Annotated in this window: 16 protein-coding genes; 3 read left to right on the top strand and 13 right to left on the bottom strand. The window is 61.0% G+C overall.

What is annotated here, in order from left to right; translation table 11 throughout:
• Position 1: 1 nt before the first annotated feature.
• The 4 genes from HNQ36_RS18755 to HNQ36_RS18770 all read right to left on the bottom strand — a co-directional run bounded on the left by HNQ36_RS18755 (position 2) and on the right by HNQ36_RS18770 (position 6,240).
• Positions 2-3,139, bottom strand: coding sequence for an efflux RND transporter permease subunit (locus HNQ36_RS18755; RefSeq protein WP_184087480.1), 3,138 nt, complete (start codon positions 3,137-3,139; stop codon positions 2-4).
• Positions 3,140-3,156: 17 nt separating this feature from the next.
• The gene (locus tag HNQ36_RS18760; RefSeq protein WP_184087483.1) at positions 3,157-4,266 is read right to left on the bottom strand and encodes an efflux RND transporter periplasmic adaptor subunit; all 1,110 of its coding nucleotides are present in this window, start codon (positions 4,264-4,266) and stop codon (positions 3,157-3,159) included.
• Between the two features lie 137 nt (positions 4,267-4,403).
• Complete coding sequence (locus HNQ36_RS18765) at positions 4,404-4,931, bottom strand: cupin domain-containing protein (RefSeq protein ID WP_184087485.1); 528 nt, start codon at positions 4,929-4,931, stop codon at positions 4,404-4,406.
• A 142-nt stretch (positions 4,932-5,073) separates the two neighbouring features.
• A complete protein-coding gene (locus HNQ36_RS18770; protein ID WP_184087487.1) occupies positions 5,074-6,240 on the bottom strand; it encodes an acyl-CoA dehydrogenase family protein in 1,167 nt (388 codons plus the stop codon).
• A gap of 208 nt (positions 6,241-6,448) precedes the next feature.
• Here HNQ36_RS18770 and HNQ36_RS18775 point away from each other — a divergent pair, with 208 nt between their 5' ends.
• Positions 6,449-6,811, top strand: coding sequence for a nuclear transport factor 2 family protein (locus HNQ36_RS18775; RefSeq protein WP_184087489.1), 363 nt, complete (start codon positions 6,449-6,451; stop codon positions 6,809-6,811).
• A 15-nt stretch (positions 6,812-6,826) separates the two neighbouring features.
• Here the strand turns inward: HNQ36_RS18775 and HNQ36_RS18780 are convergent, their stop codons facing one another.
• Positions 6,827-8,131, bottom strand: a complete 1,305-nt coding sequence (locus HNQ36_RS18780; RefSeq protein WP_184087491.1) for an NAD(P)H-dependent oxidoreductase — start codon at positions 8,129-8,131, stop codon at positions 6,827-6,829.
• 186 nt (positions 8,132-8,317) lie between these two features.
• Entirely contained in the window at positions 8,318-9,118 is an 801-nt protein-coding gene (locus HNQ36_RS18785) for a phytanoyl-CoA dioxygenase family protein (RefSeq protein ID WP_184087493.1), read from the bottom strand.
• 230 nt (positions 9,119-9,348) lie between these two features.
• Between HNQ36_RS18785 and HNQ36_RS18790 the strand changes: the two genes are divergently transcribed.
• Positions 9,349-10,017 carry an FCD domain-containing protein gene (locus HNQ36_RS18790; protein ID WP_184087495.1) on the top strand — a complete coding sequence of 223 codons (669 nt, stop codon included), beginning with the start codon at positions 9,349-9,351 and terminating at the stop codon, positions 10,015-10,017.
• Positions 10,018-10,050: 33 nt separating this feature from the next.
• On the opposite strand, the gene HNQ36_RS18795 is transcribed toward HNQ36_RS18790, so the two are convergent.
• On the bottom strand, positions 10,051-11,040 hold the full coding sequence (locus tag HNQ36_RS18795) for an alpha/beta hydrolase (RefSeq protein WP_184087497.1): 990 nt from the start codon (positions 11,038-11,040) through the stop codon (positions 10,051-10,053).
• Positions 11,041-11,112: 72 nt separating this feature from the next.
• Between HNQ36_RS18795 and HNQ36_RS18800 the strand changes: the two genes are divergently transcribed.
• Complete coding sequence (locus HNQ36_RS18800) at positions 11,113-12,180, top strand: DUF2332 domain-containing protein (RefSeq protein WP_184087499.1); 1,068 nt, start codon at positions 11,113-11,115, stop codon at positions 12,178-12,180.
• On the opposite strand, the gene HNQ36_RS18805 is transcribed toward HNQ36_RS18800, so the two are convergent.
• From HNQ36_RS18805 to HNQ36_RS18830, 6 genes are all read right to left on the bottom strand, one after another.
• Positions 12,122-13,186, bottom strand: a complete 1,065-nt coding sequence (locus HNQ36_RS18805; protein ID WP_184087501.1) for a D-alanine--D-alanine ligase family protein — start codon at positions 13,184-13,186, stop codon at positions 12,122-12,124. The two genes, HNQ36_RS18800 and HNQ36_RS18805, sit on opposite strands and share 59 nt — an antisense overlap.
• A gap of 116 nt (positions 13,187-13,302) precedes the next feature.
• The gene (locus tag HNQ36_RS18810; RefSeq protein ID WP_184087503.1) at positions 13,303-14,292 is read right to left on the bottom strand and encodes a Bug family tripartite tricarboxylate transporter substrate binding protein; all 990 of its coding nucleotides are present in this window, start codon (positions 14,290-14,292) and stop codon (positions 13,303-13,305) included.
• A gap of 194 nt (positions 14,293-14,486) precedes the next feature.
• Positions 14,487-15,806 (bottom strand): UDP-glucose dehydrogenase family protein, encoded by a 1,320-nt coding sequence (locus HNQ36_RS18815; protein WP_184087505.1) that lies wholly within the window; start codon positions 15,804-15,806, stop codon positions 14,487-14,489.
• A gap of 79 nt (positions 15,807-15,885) precedes the next feature.
• Positions 15,886-16,677: an FkbM family methyltransferase gene (locus HNQ36_RS18820; protein ID WP_184087507.1), complete on the bottom strand. Its 792-nt coding sequence runs from the start codon at positions 16,675-16,677 to the stop codon at positions 15,886-15,888.
• A 65-nt stretch (positions 16,678-16,742) separates the two neighbouring features.
• A complete protein-coding gene (locus HNQ36_RS18825) occupies positions 16,743-18,176 on the bottom strand; it encodes a mannose-1-phosphate guanylyltransferase/mannose-6-phosphate isomerase (RefSeq protein ID WP_184087509.1) in 1,434 nt (477 codons plus the stop codon).
• A gap of 76 nt (positions 18,177-18,252) precedes the next feature.
• Positions 18,253-19,023, bottom strand: a complete 771-nt coding sequence (locus tag HNQ36_RS18830; RefSeq protein WP_184087511.1) for a sugar transferase — start codon at positions 19,021-19,023, stop codon at positions 18,253-18,255.
• Positions 19,024-19,061 lie beyond the last annotated feature (38 nt).

The raw sequence follows: 19,061 nt of genomic DNA on the forward strand, positions 1-19,061 counted from the left end.
GTTATTCGGCCGCGGTCGCCAGCGGCGGTGCGTGCCGGAGCTGGCCCGGTTGCGCGGGCGCGGGAGCCACGCCCTCGCCCCGCTCGTCCAGACTCTTCCTGAACCATAACGCATAGAGGCTGGGCAGGAACAGCAAAGTCAGGAATGTTGCAACGAACAATCCGCCCATGATGGTGATCGCCATCGGCCCCCAGAAGGCCGACCGGGACAGCGGAATCATGGCCAGAATCGCGGCCAGCGCGGTCAGCACCACCGGCCGGGCCCGGCGCACCGTCGCCTCGACGATGGCTTCGCGCCGGGTCAGGCCGTGTTCGACGTCGGTCTCGATCTGATCGACCAGAATCACCGAGTTGCGCATGATCATGCCGGCCAGCGCGATCAGGCCGAGCAACGCCACGAAACCGAACGGGCTGCCGGCGACGTTAAGCCCGAGCGAGGCGCCAACGATGCCGAGCGGCGCGGTCATGAACACAAGCACCAGCCGCGAGAAGCTTTGCAACTGGATCATCAGCAGCGTCAGCATGCCGATCACCATCAGCGGAAACAGCTTGTTGATCGACGCATTGCCTTTTTCGGACTCCTCGATCGCGCCGCCGATCTCGATGCGGTAGGCTGGCTTCAGACTGTCGCGGATGCCCTGCAGCTTTGGCCAGATCGCGCTGGTCACGTCAGGCGCCTGCACGCCGTCAACGATGTCTGCGCGCACGGTGATCGCCATGTCGCGGTTGCGCCGCCACAGGATCGGCTCTTCGTGGGCATACTCAATCTTCGCGATCTGCGACAGCGGCACGGCAACGCCACCCCGCGAATAGATCGTCAGATCGCCGACATGGCCGAGATCGAGCCGTTCCGACGGCACGGCGCGAGCAACCACACCGACCTTCTCGACACCGTCACGCAGCGTCGTCACCTGCACGCCGGAAATCAGCATCGCCAGCGACTGCGAAATGTCCTGCGGCGTCAGGCCGAGCGCGCGGGCGCGGTCCTGATCGACAGCCAGCTTGAGGTACGGAGTCTGTTCGTTCCAGTCGAGATGCGGATCGACCACCTTGTCGTTGCCGCGCATGACCTCGCGTACCTGATAGGCGATGTCACGCACAGTCTTGGTGTCCGGGCCGACGACGCGGAACTGAACCGGGAAGCCGACCGGAGGGCCGAAGTTGAAGCGGTCGACGCGCACGCGCGCTTCAGACAGCGCGCCGTTGGCAACCTCCTTCTCAAGACGTGCCTTGATACGTTCGCGCGCCGCGACATCCTTCGAAACGATCACCGTTTCCGAAAACGCCTCGTTCGGCAGTTGCGGGTTGAGGCCGAGCCAGAAGCGCGGCGAGCCCTGGCCGACATAGGTCGTGTAGGTGACGATATCCTTGTCGTCCTTGAGCAGCGCTTCCGCCTTCTTGACGCTTTCCTTGGTGACGTTGAACGCGGTGCCTTCAGGCAAACGCAATTGCAGGAACAGTTCCGGACGCTCCGACAGCGGGAAGAATTGCTGCTGTACATAACCGAAGCCGACGATGGACAGCACGAACACGCCGATGGTCGCCAGCACCACGGTGCCGCGGCGGCGGACACACCATTCGATCACCCGGCGCAGGCCGCGATACATCCGTGTCTCGTAGATCGCGTGCGGATCGTGGTTATGCTTGCCGTGGTTGAAATTCGGCAGCAGCTTGACGCCGATATAGGGCGTGAAAATCACCGCGACGAACCACAATGCCACCAGCGCAATCGCCACCACCCAGAAGATGCCGCCGGCATATTCGCCGACGGACGAATTGGCAAAGCCGATGGGGAGGAAGCCAACGGCCGTGACCAGCGTCCCCGTGAGCATCGGGAACGCGGTGGATTCCCAGGCAAAGGATGCCGCCTTCACGCGATCCCAGCCCTGCTCCATTTTCACCACCATCATCTCGACTGCGATGATGGCGTCATCGACCAGAAGACCGAGCGCGATGATCAACGCGCCGAGGGTGATGCGATGCAAGTCCATGCCCATCGCGTTCATCACGATGAAGACGATGGCCAGCACCAGCGGCACGGACAATGCCACCACGATGCCGGTGCGCCAGCCGAGCGCGAGGAAGCTGACGAACAGCACGATCGCCAGCGCTTCGACGAAGGAATGCACGAACTCGCTGACTGCGTGTTCAACCACCTTCGGCTGGTCGGCGATCTGCTCGATCTCGATGCCCTGCGGCACCGCGGCCATGAATTCGGCAGTCGCCTTCTTGATTGTCTCGCCGAGGTCGAGAATGTTGGCGCCCTTCGCCATCACCACGCCGACGCCGAGCGCGGGCTTGCCTTCCTGGCGTACCTGATAGCTCGGCGGATCGACGAAACCGTGCGTGACCATGGCGATGTCGCCCAGACGAAACACGCGGCCGTTGCCTTCGACCGGAGTTTCGGCCACTGCCTTGACGCTGTCGTAGGCGCCGGTGACGCGTAGCGGCACGCGCTGCGACGAGGTCTCGACCGTGCCGGCGGGAACCACCGCGTTCTGCTTGGCGAGCGAATCGAACAGCGCCTGCGTGGTGATGCCCAGCGTCGCCAGCTTGGCGTGCGAAAATTCGACGAACACGCGTTCATCCTGCGTGCCGTAAAGATTGACCTTGGTGACATTCTCCGTCTTGAGAAGGCGCTGGCGCAGGCCCTCGGCCACTTTCTTGAGCTGCGCATAGTCCGCGCCCTCACCCGTCAGCATGTAGAGAACTGAATCGACGTCGCCGTATTCGTCGTTGATGTTCGGACCGATCAGGTTCGGCGGAAGATCGTTCTTGATGTCGCCGAGTTTCTTGCGCAGCTGATAGAACAGCTGCGGCACATCCTTCGCGGGCGTGTTGTCCTTGAAGGTCAGCGTCATCGCTGTAAAAGACGGCTTGGTGTAGGTCTGCACCTTGTCGAAGTACGGCAGTTCCTGGAGCTTCTTCTCGATCGGATCGGCGACCTGCTCCTGCATTTCCTTCGCCGTGGCGCCGGGCCACATCGCGTTGATAATGACAACCTTGATGGTGAACGACGGATCTTCCGCGCGGCCCAGCCGCTCATACGAGAAGAAGCCCGCGATGCCGAGCATCACGATGAAGAACAGAACCAGCGTCGGGTGCGCCACGGCCCAGGCGGAGAGATTGAATCGCTTCATCGGACCCTCGTAAGGTTTTAGAACGACAGCGACGAGACGACACGGACCTTCTGGGCCGGATCGAGCTTCTGCACACCGAGCACCACAACGCTGGCGCCTTCCTCGACGCCACTGGTGATGATGACGTCCTTGGTCTCATAGGCTTTCACCGCGACAGGCTTCAGCGACACTTCGCCGGTCTTGGCGTCGGCGACATAGAGCGCGGGGCCGTTGCCTTGGCTGAACAGCGCCGATAGCGGCAACCGCGCTACCTGCTCGGTGGCGGGATCGGCCAGCGTCAGCGTAGCTGTCATGCCGAGCGACACTGCGTCGTCGGCGCCGGGCAACGAGAACTTCGCCAGATAGGTGCGGGTCGCGGGATCGGCAGTGGGCGCGATCTCGCGCAACTTCGCGGCATACTTCTTGTTCGGCTCCGACCACAGCGTGACGCTGGCCTGACCGCTCTTGGCGAAAGCGACCAGCGTTTCGGGGACTGCAACCACGGCTTCCTTCTCGGCGGAGCGCGCCACGCGGATCGCGGTTTGCCCCGACGCCACCACCTGTCCCGGCTCGATCAGCGTCGCTGTAACAACGCCGCGCGTATCGGCGACAATCTGGGCGTAGGACAGGCTGTTCTTGGTGAGTTCGACCGAGCGCTCGGCGCGGTTGAGACGCGCGCGCGCCTCGTCACCCGCCGCCTTGACCTGATCGAGTTGCGCCTCGGTGGACCAGCCTTTTGCGCGCAACTCCTTGGCGCGGCCTTCGGCGGCGCTCGCCTGCGCCAGCACGCCGGTCGCGGCGCGGAATTCGGCTTCGGCCTGCTCGGCCTGCAGCTTGAGATCGACCTCGTCGAGCGTCGCGAGCGGCTGCCCGACATCGACGATCTGTCCGACTTCGACCAGACGCTTGGCAACCTTGCCGGGGACGCGGAAACCCATGTCGGTTTCGATGCGGGGGCGGATGGTGCCGACGAAACTGCGCTCCGGCGACTGCGACTGATAATGGACCGTGGCGACCAGGACCGGACGGCCTTTCTCGCCCTCCTGCGCCTGCTCCTTGCTGCAGGCGCCGAGCGCCAGCGCGGAAACCATCAACGAAACGACAGCCAAGCCATTGTTTCGGCTTGAGGATTTAGAGATGCGCGGCATCGGAAGCTCCCTTGGGATGTTCCCGGGAGCTTCTTACAACGATTGACGATTGTCAATATTCGTCAGTAGTCAGAATGACGCAGCGCAAACCTTTGGTCTGAAACGCGTTTCGGCATCCGACGCCTTCGGGCTCCTTTTTAAGCCTTCTCCGCCGGGTCGCGGTGAATCGGATCGACCCACAGCACCGTCTCCGGCTTTTCGACCGGCTCGATGTCGAGATTGATCGCAACCGCCTCGCCGTCGCTGCGCACAAGCACGCATTCCAGCACTTCGTCCGGGCTGGCGTTGATTTCCTGATGCGGCACGTAAGGCGGCACAAAGATGAAATCCCCCGGCCCCGCTTCGGCGGTGAACTGAAGATGCTCACCCCAGCGCATCCGCGCCTTGCCCTTCACGACATAGATAATGCTTTCCAGATGGCCGTGATGATGCGCGCCGGTCTTCGCATCCGGTCTGATGGTCACCGTTCCCGCCCAAAGCTTCTGCGCGCCGACGCGCGCGAAGTTGATTGCAGCCTTGCGGTCCATGCCGGCAGTGGACGGCACATTCGGGTCGAGTTGATTGCCGGGAATGACCCGCACGCCGTCATGCTTCCAGCGCTCGTCGTCGTGCGCATGGGAATGATCGTGCGGGTGATCGTGGGAATGATGATGATCGTGCGACATTGGCAGCTCTCTATTCTTGTTCTTAAAACGTCAGAGGGATTTCATCCCAGCGTTACTGTCATGGCCGGGCTTCCCGGCCATCCACGCACTTGTAACACAAAGGATGGAAAACGTGGATGCCCGGGAAATCCCGGGCATGACGTTAGTATGACTTCGGCAGTCCCAGAACCTTCTCGCCGATGAAACTCAGAATAAGTTGCGGGCTGATCGGTGCGATGCGGGGAATCATCACTTCGCGAAGATAGCGCTCGACGTGATATTCCTTGGCGTAGCCGAAACCGCCGTGGGTCATCACCGCCTGCTGGCAGGCGTCAAACCCCGCCTCGCCCGCGAGGTATTTTGCGGCGTTCGCGGCAGGTCCGCACGGCAATCCCTGATCGTACTGCCAGGCCGCCGACATCGTCATCAGCCATGCCGCCTCGAGATCGATCCAGTTTTTCGCCAGCGGATGCTGGATCGCCTGGTTCTGTCCGATCGGCCGGTTGAACACGATGCGCTGCTTCGCGTAAGCAGCCGCGCGTTCGAGTGCGAGTTTGCCGAGGCCGACAGCCTCTGCCGCGATCAGGACGCGCTCCGGATTCATGCCATGCAGGATGTATTCGAACCCGCGGCCTTCCTCGCCGATGCGATCCTCAACCGGAATCTCAAAGTCCGTGATGAAGAGTTCGTTGGAGTCGATGGCCTTGCGGCCCATCTTCTCGATCTCATGCACCGCGATCTTTTCGCGGTTGAAATCCGCGTAAAACAGACTGAGACCGTGGGTCGGATTCTTGACCTCTTCCAGCGGCGTGGTGCGCGCAAGCAGAAGTATCTTGTGCGCGACCTGCGCGGTGGAGATCCAGACCTTCTGGCCGTTAACGACATACCTGTCACCCTTGCGCACCGCGCGGGTTTTCAGCTGCGTGGTATTGAGACCGGTGTTCGGCTCGGTCACGCCGAAGCACGCCTTCTCGCGGCCCTCGACGATGCCGGGCAGCATGCGCGCGCGCTGCGCGTCGTCGCCGAACACCACCACTGGATTGAGCCCGAACACATTCATGTGGATCGCGGACGCCCCCGACATGCCCGCGCCCGACTCCGAGATCGCGCGCATCATGATCGCGGCTTCCATGATGCCTAGGCCCGCGCCGCCATACTCCTCTGGGATACAGATGCCGAGCCAGCCCGCCTGCGCCATGGCATCGTAGAACTCGTGCGGAAAGCCGCCGGCGCGGTCCTTCTCCAGCCAGTACGCGTCATCGAAACGGGCGCAGATTTTCAGAATCGCATCGCGAATGGATTCTTGTTGCTGGTTCAGTGCGAAGTCCATCGAGATCGATCCCTAATGACATGACGGGACCGAGACATACGTGACCACAACGGATTGAGCAAAAGGCAAAAAGAGTGAATCTTCCGCCATTTTGCAGCGCAGCGCATACCTGCGTGTTATGCAGGGCAGAACGTCGCGCATTTCGTCTTGCCGGCCACAGGCCCGGGGATATTGTTCGCAACAGCGCGCAACTGCATCGGAGCCGGATATGGACCAGAAAGTGACCGATCACGACATCCTCGCCGGCCTCAACCGCGACTATATCGACTCCGTGCAGAACAGCGATGTCAGCCGCTTCGATGAAATTCTCGCGCCAGATTTCTACTGCTCGAATCCCGACCGATCGCTGGTCGATCGCGCCGGATTTCTGAAGCAGACCGCCAATCCGGTCGCGATCAGGAATCTCAAGGCGGAAGACGTGCTGATCCGCATCATCGGCGACGTCGCCATCATCCACGCACGCACCAGCTACCTGATGCCGGACGGCAGCGCGGGCGGCGGGCGCTACACCGACGTCTGGGCCAAGATCAACGGCCAGTGGCTGGCGGTGTCAGCGCACGTGACGCGCTGAGCAGCAACGCCTCGCCTAGCGCGAGAACTTCGCTTCCATCGCGCGGCGGAACGCGACCGCATCGTCCGTCGTGTCGATTTCCACGTCCGCCCATCGGACCACCGCGCCATGTGCGACGTCATTCGTCAGCTTGACGCGATGCGCGAGGCCGATCGGCAGCGCACCGGTCTTGAGGCTCTCGGTCGCCGGCATCAGCTTGCCCCACACCGTGTAGCCGCCCTCGCCGTCGAGCATTTCGCCCGCACACAGATTTTTCTTGGCGACGGCCGCGACGTCGCCGCGGAAACCTTGCGGCTGGCCGGTCGGCTCATTGCGCAGCGCCGCTGAGAGCACGGAGATATTCAGTTCGAGCCCGATCAGGTGATACGGCTTGTACATCGCTGCAAAACGCCCCGAGGAATCCGTCTTCAATCCGTATTGGCGGAAACAATCGGCCGCGTAATCGTTCGGTGCTTCCAACACGACGTAGACGCCCCAGCGCAGATCGCGGAACACCGGACGGCCATCGCGCTCCAGCGACGACACGACTTCGACCACGCCGGATTTCTCCAGCACGCCGCCTTTGTCCCGCGGACGCATCACATGCGGCAGATCGTCGACGCCGCAGGGTGGAAACAACAGGCCGGTGGATGGCACATCGAGACCGGTAGCGTTGGCGATGGCAGCCATCTCGATAGCGGACTTGGTGCCATCCAGAAACGAATTGAACATCTGTGGATTCATGCCAGCGGACTGCGCCTCGGCGGCAGTCAGACCGTAATGCCCCCACACTCCGGCAGGCGTCACATCATGATAGATCGGCAGATACTTGGTGCCCTTGCCTGCAGCGACGACCTTGAAGCCAGTGGCGCGCGCCCAGTCGACCATCTCGGCGGTTAGCGCAGGCTGATCGCCATAGGCCAGCGAATAAACTACGCCTGCCTTGCGCGCTTCATCGGCCAGCAGTGGTCCGGCCAGCACGTCGGCTTCGACATTGACCATCACAATATGCTTGCCCGCAGCTATGGCGGCACGCGCATGGCGAATGCCGACGGCGGGATTGCCGGTGGCTTCGACAATCACCTCGACGTTGCCGCCGGTCGCCGCGGCGCCATCCTTGGTGAAGGTGGTGGCGGCGATCCGCGCACCGTCCCAGCCCACTGTCCGGCAAGCCTCGCGCGCACGATCCGGGTCAAGATCTACGATCACTGGCACTTCAAGGCCCGGCGTATGCGGCACCTGAGAGAGAAACATCGAGCCGAATTTGCCGGCGCCGATCAGGGCCACGCGGACGGGCTTTCCCGCCACGCGGCGCTTTTCAAGGAGGTGATGCAGGTTCATTTGGAATTCGATCCAGCGGTTTGTCGACGAATGGTTATCGCCAAATTATCCCCGTCATGGCCGGGCTTAGCCGTTCGAAGAACGGCGTCGCTTCCGCTCGCCTATGCCCGGCCATCTACGTCTTGTTGTTTTCTGTTTTAAAGACGTGGATGCCCGGCACAAGGCCGGGCATGACGAAGTGCTCGTTTACTCAGCCGCCTGACGATGGCTGCGTGCGTAGCGGAGCAGCGCATCGTCATCCACGGTCTGGATCGGCGTAAAGTCGCGATGCGCGATGAACTCTGGCCGCGTCGGCGTGCGGATGTAGTTCGATACCGAGTTCAACGTGAGATAGACGATCTTGCGCGGATACGGCGTAATGTTGCCGGACGAGCCGTGCACCAGGTTGCCGTGGAACATCAGCATGCCGCCGGGCTTGCCGGTCGGCGCGACGATGCCGCCCTCCTTGACGAGGCGGGTCACGGTCTCTTCGTCGAGCGTCCAGAGCGGGTACGACGTGGTTGCAAGATCGTGCGAAGCCTTGAGGTCGCCAGCGTTCTGGCTTTTCGGCACCAGCATCAGCGGACCGTTGATCGGCATCACCTCGTCGAGAAAAACCGCGATGTTCATGGCAAGCGGCTGTGGCATGCCGTCGTCACGTTTCCAGGTGCCGTAGTCCTGATGCCATTGCCAGACGTCGCCGGTGAAGGCGGACTTGGCGTTGATCTTGTACTGATGCATGTAGACCTTCTCGCCGAAGATCTGTTCGACCGGATCGATCATGCGCGGATGCGCGCCGAGCAGGCGAAACGCCTCATTATAAAGGTGCGCGGCAAAGGCGGTGCGCGGCGCACCGCTCTTCTCGCGCCAGACCTCCGGGCGCTGCTCGTCGTAGATCGACACGGCCTCGCGCCGCAGGACATCGACTTCCTCAGGCGTGAAAAGCTCCGGCAGAAACAGCCAGCCTTCGGTGCGGAATTGCTCGAGTTGCTCAGGGGTCAATCGCATGATGGCTCTCCTTGTTATTTTTGGATCGCTTCCCGGTTGTCGTTGTTTTCGTGACGCTTTTTGCGTCTTCGGTCTTGGTCGGCGCCCAGTTCTTACGGTACACCATTATTGCATTCTGAATTCAGTATTCTAAACTCAAGATGCGGCTTGCACCCTGCCCTGTCAAGCAGCAACCGTGGTGCTGCGCAGCGAAGAGCCTCGGTGATTCTTCGCTCATTCCTGGAGGAGACGTGCTGGAGTCCCTTGCCCCGCCGAAAAGTCTGGTCGATCAGGCCTACGAGGTCATCCTCGATGCCTTGTGCGACGGCACATTCAAACCGGGCGAACGTCTCACCCAGGGGAGCATCGCCGCGCGTCTGAATGTGTCGCGGCAGCCTGTGACTCACGCGCTCGCGGTGTTGAAAGCACAGGGATTTCTCGCGCAGGGACGCCAGGGACTGACCGTCACCGCGGTCGATCCGGATTTCTTCGAAGCGATCTACCAGATCCGCTCGGCGGTCGAACCGCTCGCGGTCAAGCTGGCGACACCGCGCCTGACCAAGGAATCGATCGCACGCGGGCGCGCACTTGTTGAAAATGGCCGCAAGCTGGTGGCCGTCGGCGAAAGCCGCGCCAGCCTGCAGGCCGACATGGACTTCCACTCATTCATCTACGATCTCTCCGGCAATCCGCTGATCGCCGAAACGATGCGGCTGCACTGGCGGCATCTGCGGCGCGCGATGGGCGAAGTGCTGCGCCATCCGGGCATGTCGATCAGCGTCTGGAAAGAGCACGGCCGCATTCTCGAAGAAATGATCCGAGGCGACGGCGATGCCGCCGCCGAGTTGATGCGGCGCCATCTGGTCGAGGCTTATGAGCGGGTTGGAAAGACGGGCGCGCCCGGATCGAAATCGTCGTGAAGCTTCGCTGGAGCGTCAGCGTCGCATCGTCAGCTATTTCCATTCAAATCGATCCGTTGGCTTCAACCCGGACTTGAAACCATGGCGAAGGGCTTGAACAGCGGCTGAATCCCCCTTGAGATAGCCGTCGAAGAACAACAGCGCCCCGGCCGCCACGGCGCTGGTATAACGCGTCTCCACTTCCGCCCCGTGAGCGTGTGGTCCGTGCTCCAGACCGGAAAACGCGTTATGGCCGGCGCCGTCCAGAACGAGCAGATATTGATGGGGGATTGTCAGCACTTCATAGGGGATGGTCCGTTGTATCGGATCAAACTCCTTGTTGCCCGGTACGGCATTGCCATCTTCCGTGCCTGTGATGTGAAAGAGCGGGATGTCGATATCACGATAGAGCGCGGCCAGGTCGCCACCTTGAATGGGCATATTGGGGCTCATCACCAAGCCAGCCCTGACGCGAGGTTCCTTGAAGAACCATTGTCCGCCTGGCCCCATCCTTTGACCGGCAGCAACCATCGTCGATACGCCGCCATAGGAATGGCCGGCCATTCCGACGCACCCGAGATCCAGGTGCCCGGCCAGCGGCCCTTCGTGGTTCAGCCTGGCAAGCTCGCGCAGAACGAAAGGCACGTCCTGAAAGCGCGCGCGCGCGGCATTGGCATCCCACATCGCCTCACGGAGCGCCCGATAGACGTCCGGAGGAGACATGGCGTGCTGCCAGACCGAGTTGTCGGTCGCTGGATGCTGCAAATGCAGGGCGACATATCCGCTTTCGGCCAGGCTCCGCCCGAGATACGGCATCGACTCGCGCGTTCCGCCGATCCCGTGGGACAAAAGGATCAAGGGATAAACACCGTCGGGAGGGGCCGGAGCGTAGCTGCGGTATGGCACCGCGCGGCCACGCGCTCGATCATGAAGGACGCCGTCTGTCACGCTGTATGCGCAAGCCGGATTCAAGATTTGACTCCGTTCATCAGACGCGCAAGAATTTATGGTCGCAAGAATTTCCGGCTGGTTCGTCTCGTCCACCGACTTGGCGGCCAGCGTTAGAGCAATCCCTAATACTCTCTATAACCACGCCATTTTTTGCGGGTTCGTATTATGGTTGTCTTTGAAACAAGCGCTCACTATTATCGCTTTTTTGCGAATGAGTCACGCCGCGGCGGTTCTCCTCTCTACGAGAGGCTGTCGTTGGGAATTGCGGAGAGCCCGGAGCTACAACGTTTGGCGGCGGGCCGGAAAAAAGGTCAGCCGGCGGCCAACCTGATTTTCGGAGCGGTTCAGTATCTCCTGCTTGGGGACATTGATGATCCACTCAAGGACTACTATCCGAGCCTGGGTGGCAAACGAGCAGCAGACGACGGGGCCTTCGATCTATTCGCTGCTTTTTGCAGCGCTCACGAAGCCGAGCTTGCCGAGATCATTTCGAAACGCGCTACCAATACCAATGAAGTCGGGCGCAGCGCCTTGCTGCTGCCGGCGTTCGATCTGCTTGCGCGCGAAACCGGCACCCCTCTCGGACTCGTCGAAATCGGATCGAGTGCCGGACTCAATCTGAACTTTGACCGATACGGGTATCGATACACGGACGAGAAAGGCACGCCGAGACTCGAAAGATGGACAGATGCGCAGTTTGTCCTTTCATGCGTGCTGGAAGGGTCTGCCATCCCCCCTTTGAGACAGTTTCCGCCGCCGGTTGGATCGCGTGTCGGCCTTGAGCTTTATCCAACAGATGGCAGGGACGCGAACGAACAGCGGTGGCTCAAGGCTCTTGTTTGGCCTGAGCGCCTCGATCGGCTTGCAAAGCTTGATGGCGCGCTGAAGGTTATCGTCGCGCACCCGCCGCGGATCAGAGGCGGCGACGCGGTGGCGAACCTGGCCAGCGCGCTGGCTGAAATTCCATCAAATCAAACGCCGTGCGTCTATCACACGATCATGGGCTATCAACTCAACGGCGACCAGCATACGAGCATCAACAACACGCTGTTCGCAGCGAGCAAGACGAAGCCTGTCTGGCGGATCACTGTCGAAGGCGAGGTCGCACATTCCAATCCGACAGAGACGTTCAACCCGCTCAAGGTCAGCAGGTATTTCAACGGAGAGCGGAGGGTCATAACGCTCGCGGTGTGCGATCCGCATGGGCTTTCGATGGAGTGGAAGCAGGCTTAGGCGAGGCTTTCGGTCTCTTTCTCTGACGCCTGAAACTGTACGTCAGGACATGCGCCACCAGCTCCTCGTATTTGATCCCATGCAGGGCGGCCGCGCGATAGACGGCCGACGCCGGGGCCATGTTGCAGGCGATGTTGACCTCTATGAATACGGTTCTCCGAGTAGCGGGATCATACCGGAAGTCAAACCGGGCATAGTCGAATGGTGACACCTGCGCCGCCATGTCCGCCGTTGCCTTCAGCGCTTCCTTGGCTCCGGGGCCGTCATACGGAGCCGATGTGTAGGTATTGTTGAGCCCGCGCTTTCCTTCATTCGTCAGAACATTGTCGCCGGGGCGGCCAGTTTCCTGGAATACGGCGAGCGAACCCGGAGGAAATCCCTCCACCACCGGAACCGTTAGATTCAGGCCCGGCACGAATTCTTCAGCGATGAAGTCACGGCCTTCGTGACGTGGATCCGAAATGGCAGTTAGCGCGCCGGGCCAGTCGGCCTCGCTGTCGACCTTGATCACCGCGTCGGAAGCGATTCCCCCGCGCGGCTTGAGAATCCAGGAGCCAGGGAGATGGAACCCATTGCGACCGACATCACTGAAGTTGATGATCTGGTGTCCGGCAACATCAAGCCCCGCGCTCACAGCCACCTGCTTGGCCAGCACCTTGTCCTCCGAGATCGCGCGGGTGGGCGCGGACGCTCCGAGGCAGGCCACGCCACGATAGGCGGCAATCGCCGGCGTCAACAGTTCGTGGCCATCGAAGATGGCGTGGGAGTGAATGGCGTACAGGAAATCGAAATCGAGAGGCCCGAACAGCACCGCATGTTCGCTCGCCGGCGTGACCCTGAAGCCGAGGCTCCGGAGCGCATTAAGCAAGATGGCGTGATAGACAACGTGATAGCCATACTTGGCTCTGCGTTCAGGGCTGGCGTCAAGGGCGTGACGCGCCAGGAACAGGACATGGGTGTCTGCGATCTCTTCCGGAGTCGGCTTCAATAGGCATTGCGATATCATCGGCTTGCCCTCGCCTCGCCACTTCAGGATGCCTCACAAACGGTCTCGCGACAAGCGGGAAATCGGCGCCAATTCCAGAGGGATGATCGATCGCCGCGGCCGATGGCCTTGACGGTCTAGACTGGTTGCAGGCCCAGCGACTGCGCGCTCTCCATCCAGACCGGCAATTCGCGCTGATACAACGCATTGGTTTCCTTGAAGCCAAGCGCCGGTTCCAGCACGAATGTCTTGAGAACCTCTTTCACTTTCGGATCGCTATTCGCCGCCACGCAGAGTTGCGCCAACCGATCGACGATCGGCTGCGGCGTTGCCTTCGGCAGCGCCCAGCCGGTGAAGCCGCTCACAGTGAAGAACTTCGACGTCGCGCCTTGTTCAGGCAATGTCTTGACGTTCGGGAGCGCATCGACTTTCTTCGAATGCACCGCAAACGCAACACCGCGATTGCTTTGCAGGACCGGTTGCGCCGCCGTGTAGCTACCCATCGCGACGTCGAGCGTGCCTTCCATCAGCCCTGTCCACATCGGCGCTTCGCCGCGATAGTGGATCGGTTCGATGTTGAGGCCATATTGCTTGTTGAGTTCATTGATCGTCATGTGCGGCGCCGAGCCCGCGCTATAAGTGCCGAAATTCACCTTGCCGCTCTTGCGTGCGAAAGCGACGAATTCGTCCAGCGTCGTGACGCCGGATTTCGGGCTCGCGACCAGCGGCAGCCCGGCGCCCGGGATGATGCTCGCGAGCGTCAGGTCCTTGTCCATATCGTAGCCGGGATTCTTCATCATTGCCCGGTTCATCACATAGGTGGTGGAAATTGAGCAGAGGATCGTGTGGCCATCGGGCTCCGCGCGCGCGACTTCCGCCGCGCCGATGGAGCCGGAAGCGCCCGCCTTGTTTTCGATGACGACGGTCTGTCCCACCTGCTTGGCGATGAATTCGCCGAAGGAGCGCGCAAGCAGATCGGTCTGCCCGCCGGCCGGGTAGCTGCAGACCATACGGATTTGTCGCGACGGCCACGCGGCTTGCGCCGAGGCCCCGCGCCCGAGGAAGGGCATCGCGGCAGTTGCGGTGCCCGCGGCGATGAAGTGACGGCGATTGAATTTCTCTGACATGGTCCCCTCCCTGATTTTTTTTAAGAGGGTATCCATTGTCTCGACCTGCACAAGGGCGAAAGACGGGACAGATTGGCGCATAAAGAACGGGCCCCAGTCCCTGGGTCATCATCCCGAACCTGCCTTCTGGCTCAATGCTTGCGCCGCACAATCGATTATCGTTGCCGATCGCGGAGCGTTCTGCCTACTGAAACTCAATAAGCCATCGGCTGCGGGCGTCCGACTCCGCAATACAGAAATCCGTTCCGCGAAACTTCGTCCGGCGAATAGATGTTCCGGAGATCGACAATGACCGGCGTGGCCATGGTCACCGCCATTTCCTTCAGATCGAGCGCGCGAAACTGCTCCCACTCGGTGACGATAACCAGCGCATGCGCTCCCTTTGCGCACTCATAAGCATCGCTGCAGAACGTCACGTCCTCCAGCACCTTCTTCGCCTGCTCCATGCCAACCGGATCGAAAGCGCGCACGGTCGCGCCCATGTCCTGCAACGCGGTGATCAGCGGGATCGACGGCGCGTCACGCATGTCATCGGTGTTCGGCTTGAACGTCATTCCCAGCACAGCCACGGACTTTCCGCGCAGATTGCCACCGAAGGCATTCGCAACCTTGCGGGCCATGGCGCGCTTGCGCTGGTCATTCACCGCAACGACGGTCTCGATGATCCGCAGCGGCGCTTCATTGTCCTGTCCGGTTTTGATCAGAGCCAGCGTATCCTTCGGGAAACACGATCCGCCGTATCCCGGACCCGCGTGCAGGAACTTGGCGCCGATTCGATTATCGAGACCAATTCCCCGCGCGACCTCCTGCACATTGGCGCCGACCTTTTCGGCCAGATCGGCGATTTCATTAATGAAGGCGACTTTAGTCGCGAGAAATGAATTCGCCGCGTACTTGATCAGCTCCGCCGTGCGGCGATCTGTGTAAACGATGGGCGCGGCATTGAGATAAAGCGGCCGGTACACCTGGGCCATGATCTCGCGAGCAGCGACGTCATCGGTCCCGATCACGATGCGATCCGGATGCTTGAAATCCCGAATTGCGGCGCCTTCGCGCAGGAACTCCGGATTAGAGACGACAGCAAACTTCGCGTCCGGATTTTGCTCACGAATGATGCGCTCTACTTCGTCGCCGGTACCGACCGGCACCGTCGACTTCGTCACCACCACCGTGAAGTCCGACAGCGCCGCGGCCACCTCGCGCGCCGCAGCGTAAACATACGACAGATCCGCATGCCCGTCGCCGCGACGTGACGGCGTTCCGACCGCGATGAAAACGACGTCGGCACCGCGGACTCCCGCCGCCATGTCGCCGGAGAAGCTCAAGCGCCGTTGCTTGACATTGCTCGCCACAAGCTCCGCAAGACCGGGTTCGTAGATCGGGATTTCACCCCGGTTAAGCGCCTTCACCTTGGTCACATCATTGTCGATGCAAACAACATGGTGTCCAAAATCAGCAAAACATGCACCCGAGACCAGCCCGACATACCCCGCCCCAACCATCGTGATCCGCATCTATATTCCTGTCTGGTCATGCCATTGCTGCGGCGCTTTCAGCGCGCATCGTTCGGGTTATGAGAGAATAGATCGCTATCTAGCTGGCGAGAATTTCCCATCCGTCCTTGCCGGGCGGAAAGAAAAAGAAGTTGTTGATGTACGCCTGGCCGGTTTTGCGCCCGCCGTTGGAAAGCAGCGAGTTGGGATCCTGAAAGATTTCGACATCGAACTGATCGACAGGAACGATGTCGCCATCCTCGACAAAGAATCCGCTATAGCCCCGATCCTGAAAGAACTCGAAAACCGATTCAGTGGCCAGCGGCCGATGCCTGTCTTCCGCTTCGACAAGGAAAACCGGCCGGCTTCGTTCGAGCAGGCCGGCCGCGCCGTTCAGAACATTCAGCTCATGGCCTTCGACGTCGACTTTCACGAAGGCGACGTCGTCCTGAATCATGTCGTCAAGACGCGCCATCGGAACATTCAGGACGGTGCAGGATTTTGCCGAAAGCGCGACCTGCGGCTCGAGGGACGCAAGACCATGAACCGCGCCCTGCTCGCTTTGCGGAATCAGGAGTTCCGCCGCACCCTCGTGGTCAGACAGCGCGACTTCATGCACGACCACATTCGGCGCAGACGTTCGGCGGAGAACATCCGCCATTGCCCGCGACGGTTCGAACGCATGCACGCGGCGCGAAAGCCGCGCCAACTCGCGGGTATAGAGCCCGCAATTGGCACCGATATCGACGGTGACGGCATCGTTGCGCACGATCCTGTCCAGAAACGAGAGTTCCACCTCCGCCGTTTTTGGACGGTGCATGAAATGCCACCGCAACCAGAGTCCCGGAAAAGTTTCTTTCAGCGCATTCTTGACTTGCCGCACAGCTGTCATCGCCGCCGCCTTTCTCTTGCCTCATCACGCGAAACCGCCGCGACGGGCGGAATCTTCGATCAGGCTCAAACCCGGTGATAAATATCTTCCACGCGCACGATGTCGTCCTCGCCGAGATACGGACCCGACTGCACCTCGATCAGATTCAGCGGCACCTTCCCTGGATTTTCGAGGCGATGCATGCATCCCAACGGGACGAAAACCGATTCGTTCTCGCGCAGCAGAATTTCCTCGTCATCCCGCGTGACGATCGCGGTGCCATTTACGACCACCCAATGTTCCGCGCGATGAAAATGCTTCTGCAGCGACAACTTGGCGCCCGGATTGACCGTGATGCGCTTGACCTGAAAGCGATCGCCAGCGTGAATCGACTGATAGTAGCCCCATGGCCGATGAACGGACTGGGTCTGGGTCGCCGAGCGATGGCCACTGGCTTTCAGCCGGCCCACGAGCTTGGCGACGTCCTGATCGCGATCCTTCGACGCAACGAGCACGACATCCGGTGTCGCCGTGATGATCAGATCATCGACGCCCAGCGCGGCAACCAGAGGCCCCTCGCCACGAACATAGCATCCGCTGGCATCCTCCATGACCACGTCGCCGATCGCCACATTGCCGGAACTGTCCTTGTCGCCCATCTCCCATAACGCCGACCAGCTCCCGATATCGCTCCAGTTGAAATCCGCCGGAACCACTACAGCCGAATCCGTCTTTTCCATCACAGCGTAGTCCAGCGACACCGATGGGCACGCCCGGAACGCCGCTTCATCGAGACGCAGAAAGTCGAGATCGCGTGTCGCGCCCGCCAGCGCGGCCCGGCATGCGGCGAGGATGTCCGGCGCCAGCCGCGACAGTTCATCGATAAGCAATCGCACCGGCAGCAGAAAGATTCCGCTGTTCCAGAGATGGTCGCTGGTGGCAAGAAGCCGCTCCGCGGTTGGCAAATCCGGCTTCTCCACGAACCCCGCGACCTGATGAACGCCGGGTGCGGCAGCGAGTTCGTTGCTCGCGCGGATGTAGCCAAAACCGGTTGCCGGCGCGGTCGGGCGTAAACCAAACAGGACGAACTGACCTGCCTGCGCTGCTGTCAAGCCGACGCTGACTGCTTTGCGGAAAGCGGTCGCATCACCAACCCAGTGATCCACCGGCATGGCCAGAATAATCGCATCCGGATCGGACTCATGGGCGACAAGCGCGGCAAGGGCGACGGCTGGCGCGGTATTCTGCCCGAACGGCTCGAGCACGATGGTCGGATTTGTGACGCCTGCTCCACGCAGTTGCTCCGCAACGGCAAACCGATGCTCCGCATTCGCGACGACCATCATCCCGCCGAACATCGCGGGGTCGTTCACGCGCAGCGCGGTCTGCTGCAGCAGCGTCTTCTCACCGAGAAGGGAGAGCAATTGCTTGGGATAGGTTTCCCGAGACAACGGCCATAGCCGCGAACCGGTGCCACCCGACAGAAGAACAGGAATGATACGGTGTTGTCGCTGCGTCATTGTTGCCCCCAGGAACACAAGAAGTGGATGCGAGATAGCGGATGAGATAGCCGTCGAGTCGGATCGAATGACGCCGTCAGAATCCGCTTCCAGACAGGAATTCCCGCCGCACCGTACGTGCGATGATCGTGATATCCATCCGCAGCGACCATTTCTCGATGTAATCGAGATCATGATCGATCCGTGCGATCGCCAGATTCGGTTCGACCGTGCTGCCTCTGCAGCCACTCACCTGAGCCAGTCCGGTGATCCCCGGTCGCGCGGTATGGCGCTGAAAATAGTAAGGGACCAAGTCTTCATAGGGCATGTTCGCAGCGAGCATCCCCGGCACATGAGGGCGCGGCCCCACGAGCGACATATCGCCCTTCACCACATTGATCAGTTGCGGAAGCTCATCGAGGCTCGTGCTTCTCAAGATCTGCCCGACGCGGGTCACCCTGGAGTCACCCTGGACCGTCTGCTGGATACCCGCGGCATCGCCAAGATTCACATGCATCGAACGGAACTTGTAAATCTTGAACAGCTGATTGCGGTATCCGTAGCGATACTGCCGAAAGAATACCGGTCCGCGCGACGTCGCCTTGATCGCAATCGCGATCGCAATCAACAGCGGAGCGAAGAAGAGAAGCGCGAGTGCAGCAGCCGATGTGTCGAATAGCCGTTTGCTGAACGCAACGGCCGGCTCGGTGTGCGATATGCGAACGGCGGCACGAGAGCGATAGGCATTTCGACTGCGATAGGGACTGCTGCTGGCATATTCGACTGGACGAACCGAGATCAGCCGCGACCCCTTCCATGGCGTTGCCGAGTTGTCCTGAACAAAACGGGTCGTGACTGTCGCGGCCATTTGCTCTTGCTTTCAACTGGACGTCTATCGGAACTCAA

It is taken from the genome of Afipia massiliensis (assembly GCF_014203115.1).
In the GTDB taxonomy this organism is placed as follows: Bacteria; Pseudomonadota; Alphaproteobacteria; order Rhizobiales; family Xanthobacteraceae; genus Afipia; species Afipia massiliensis.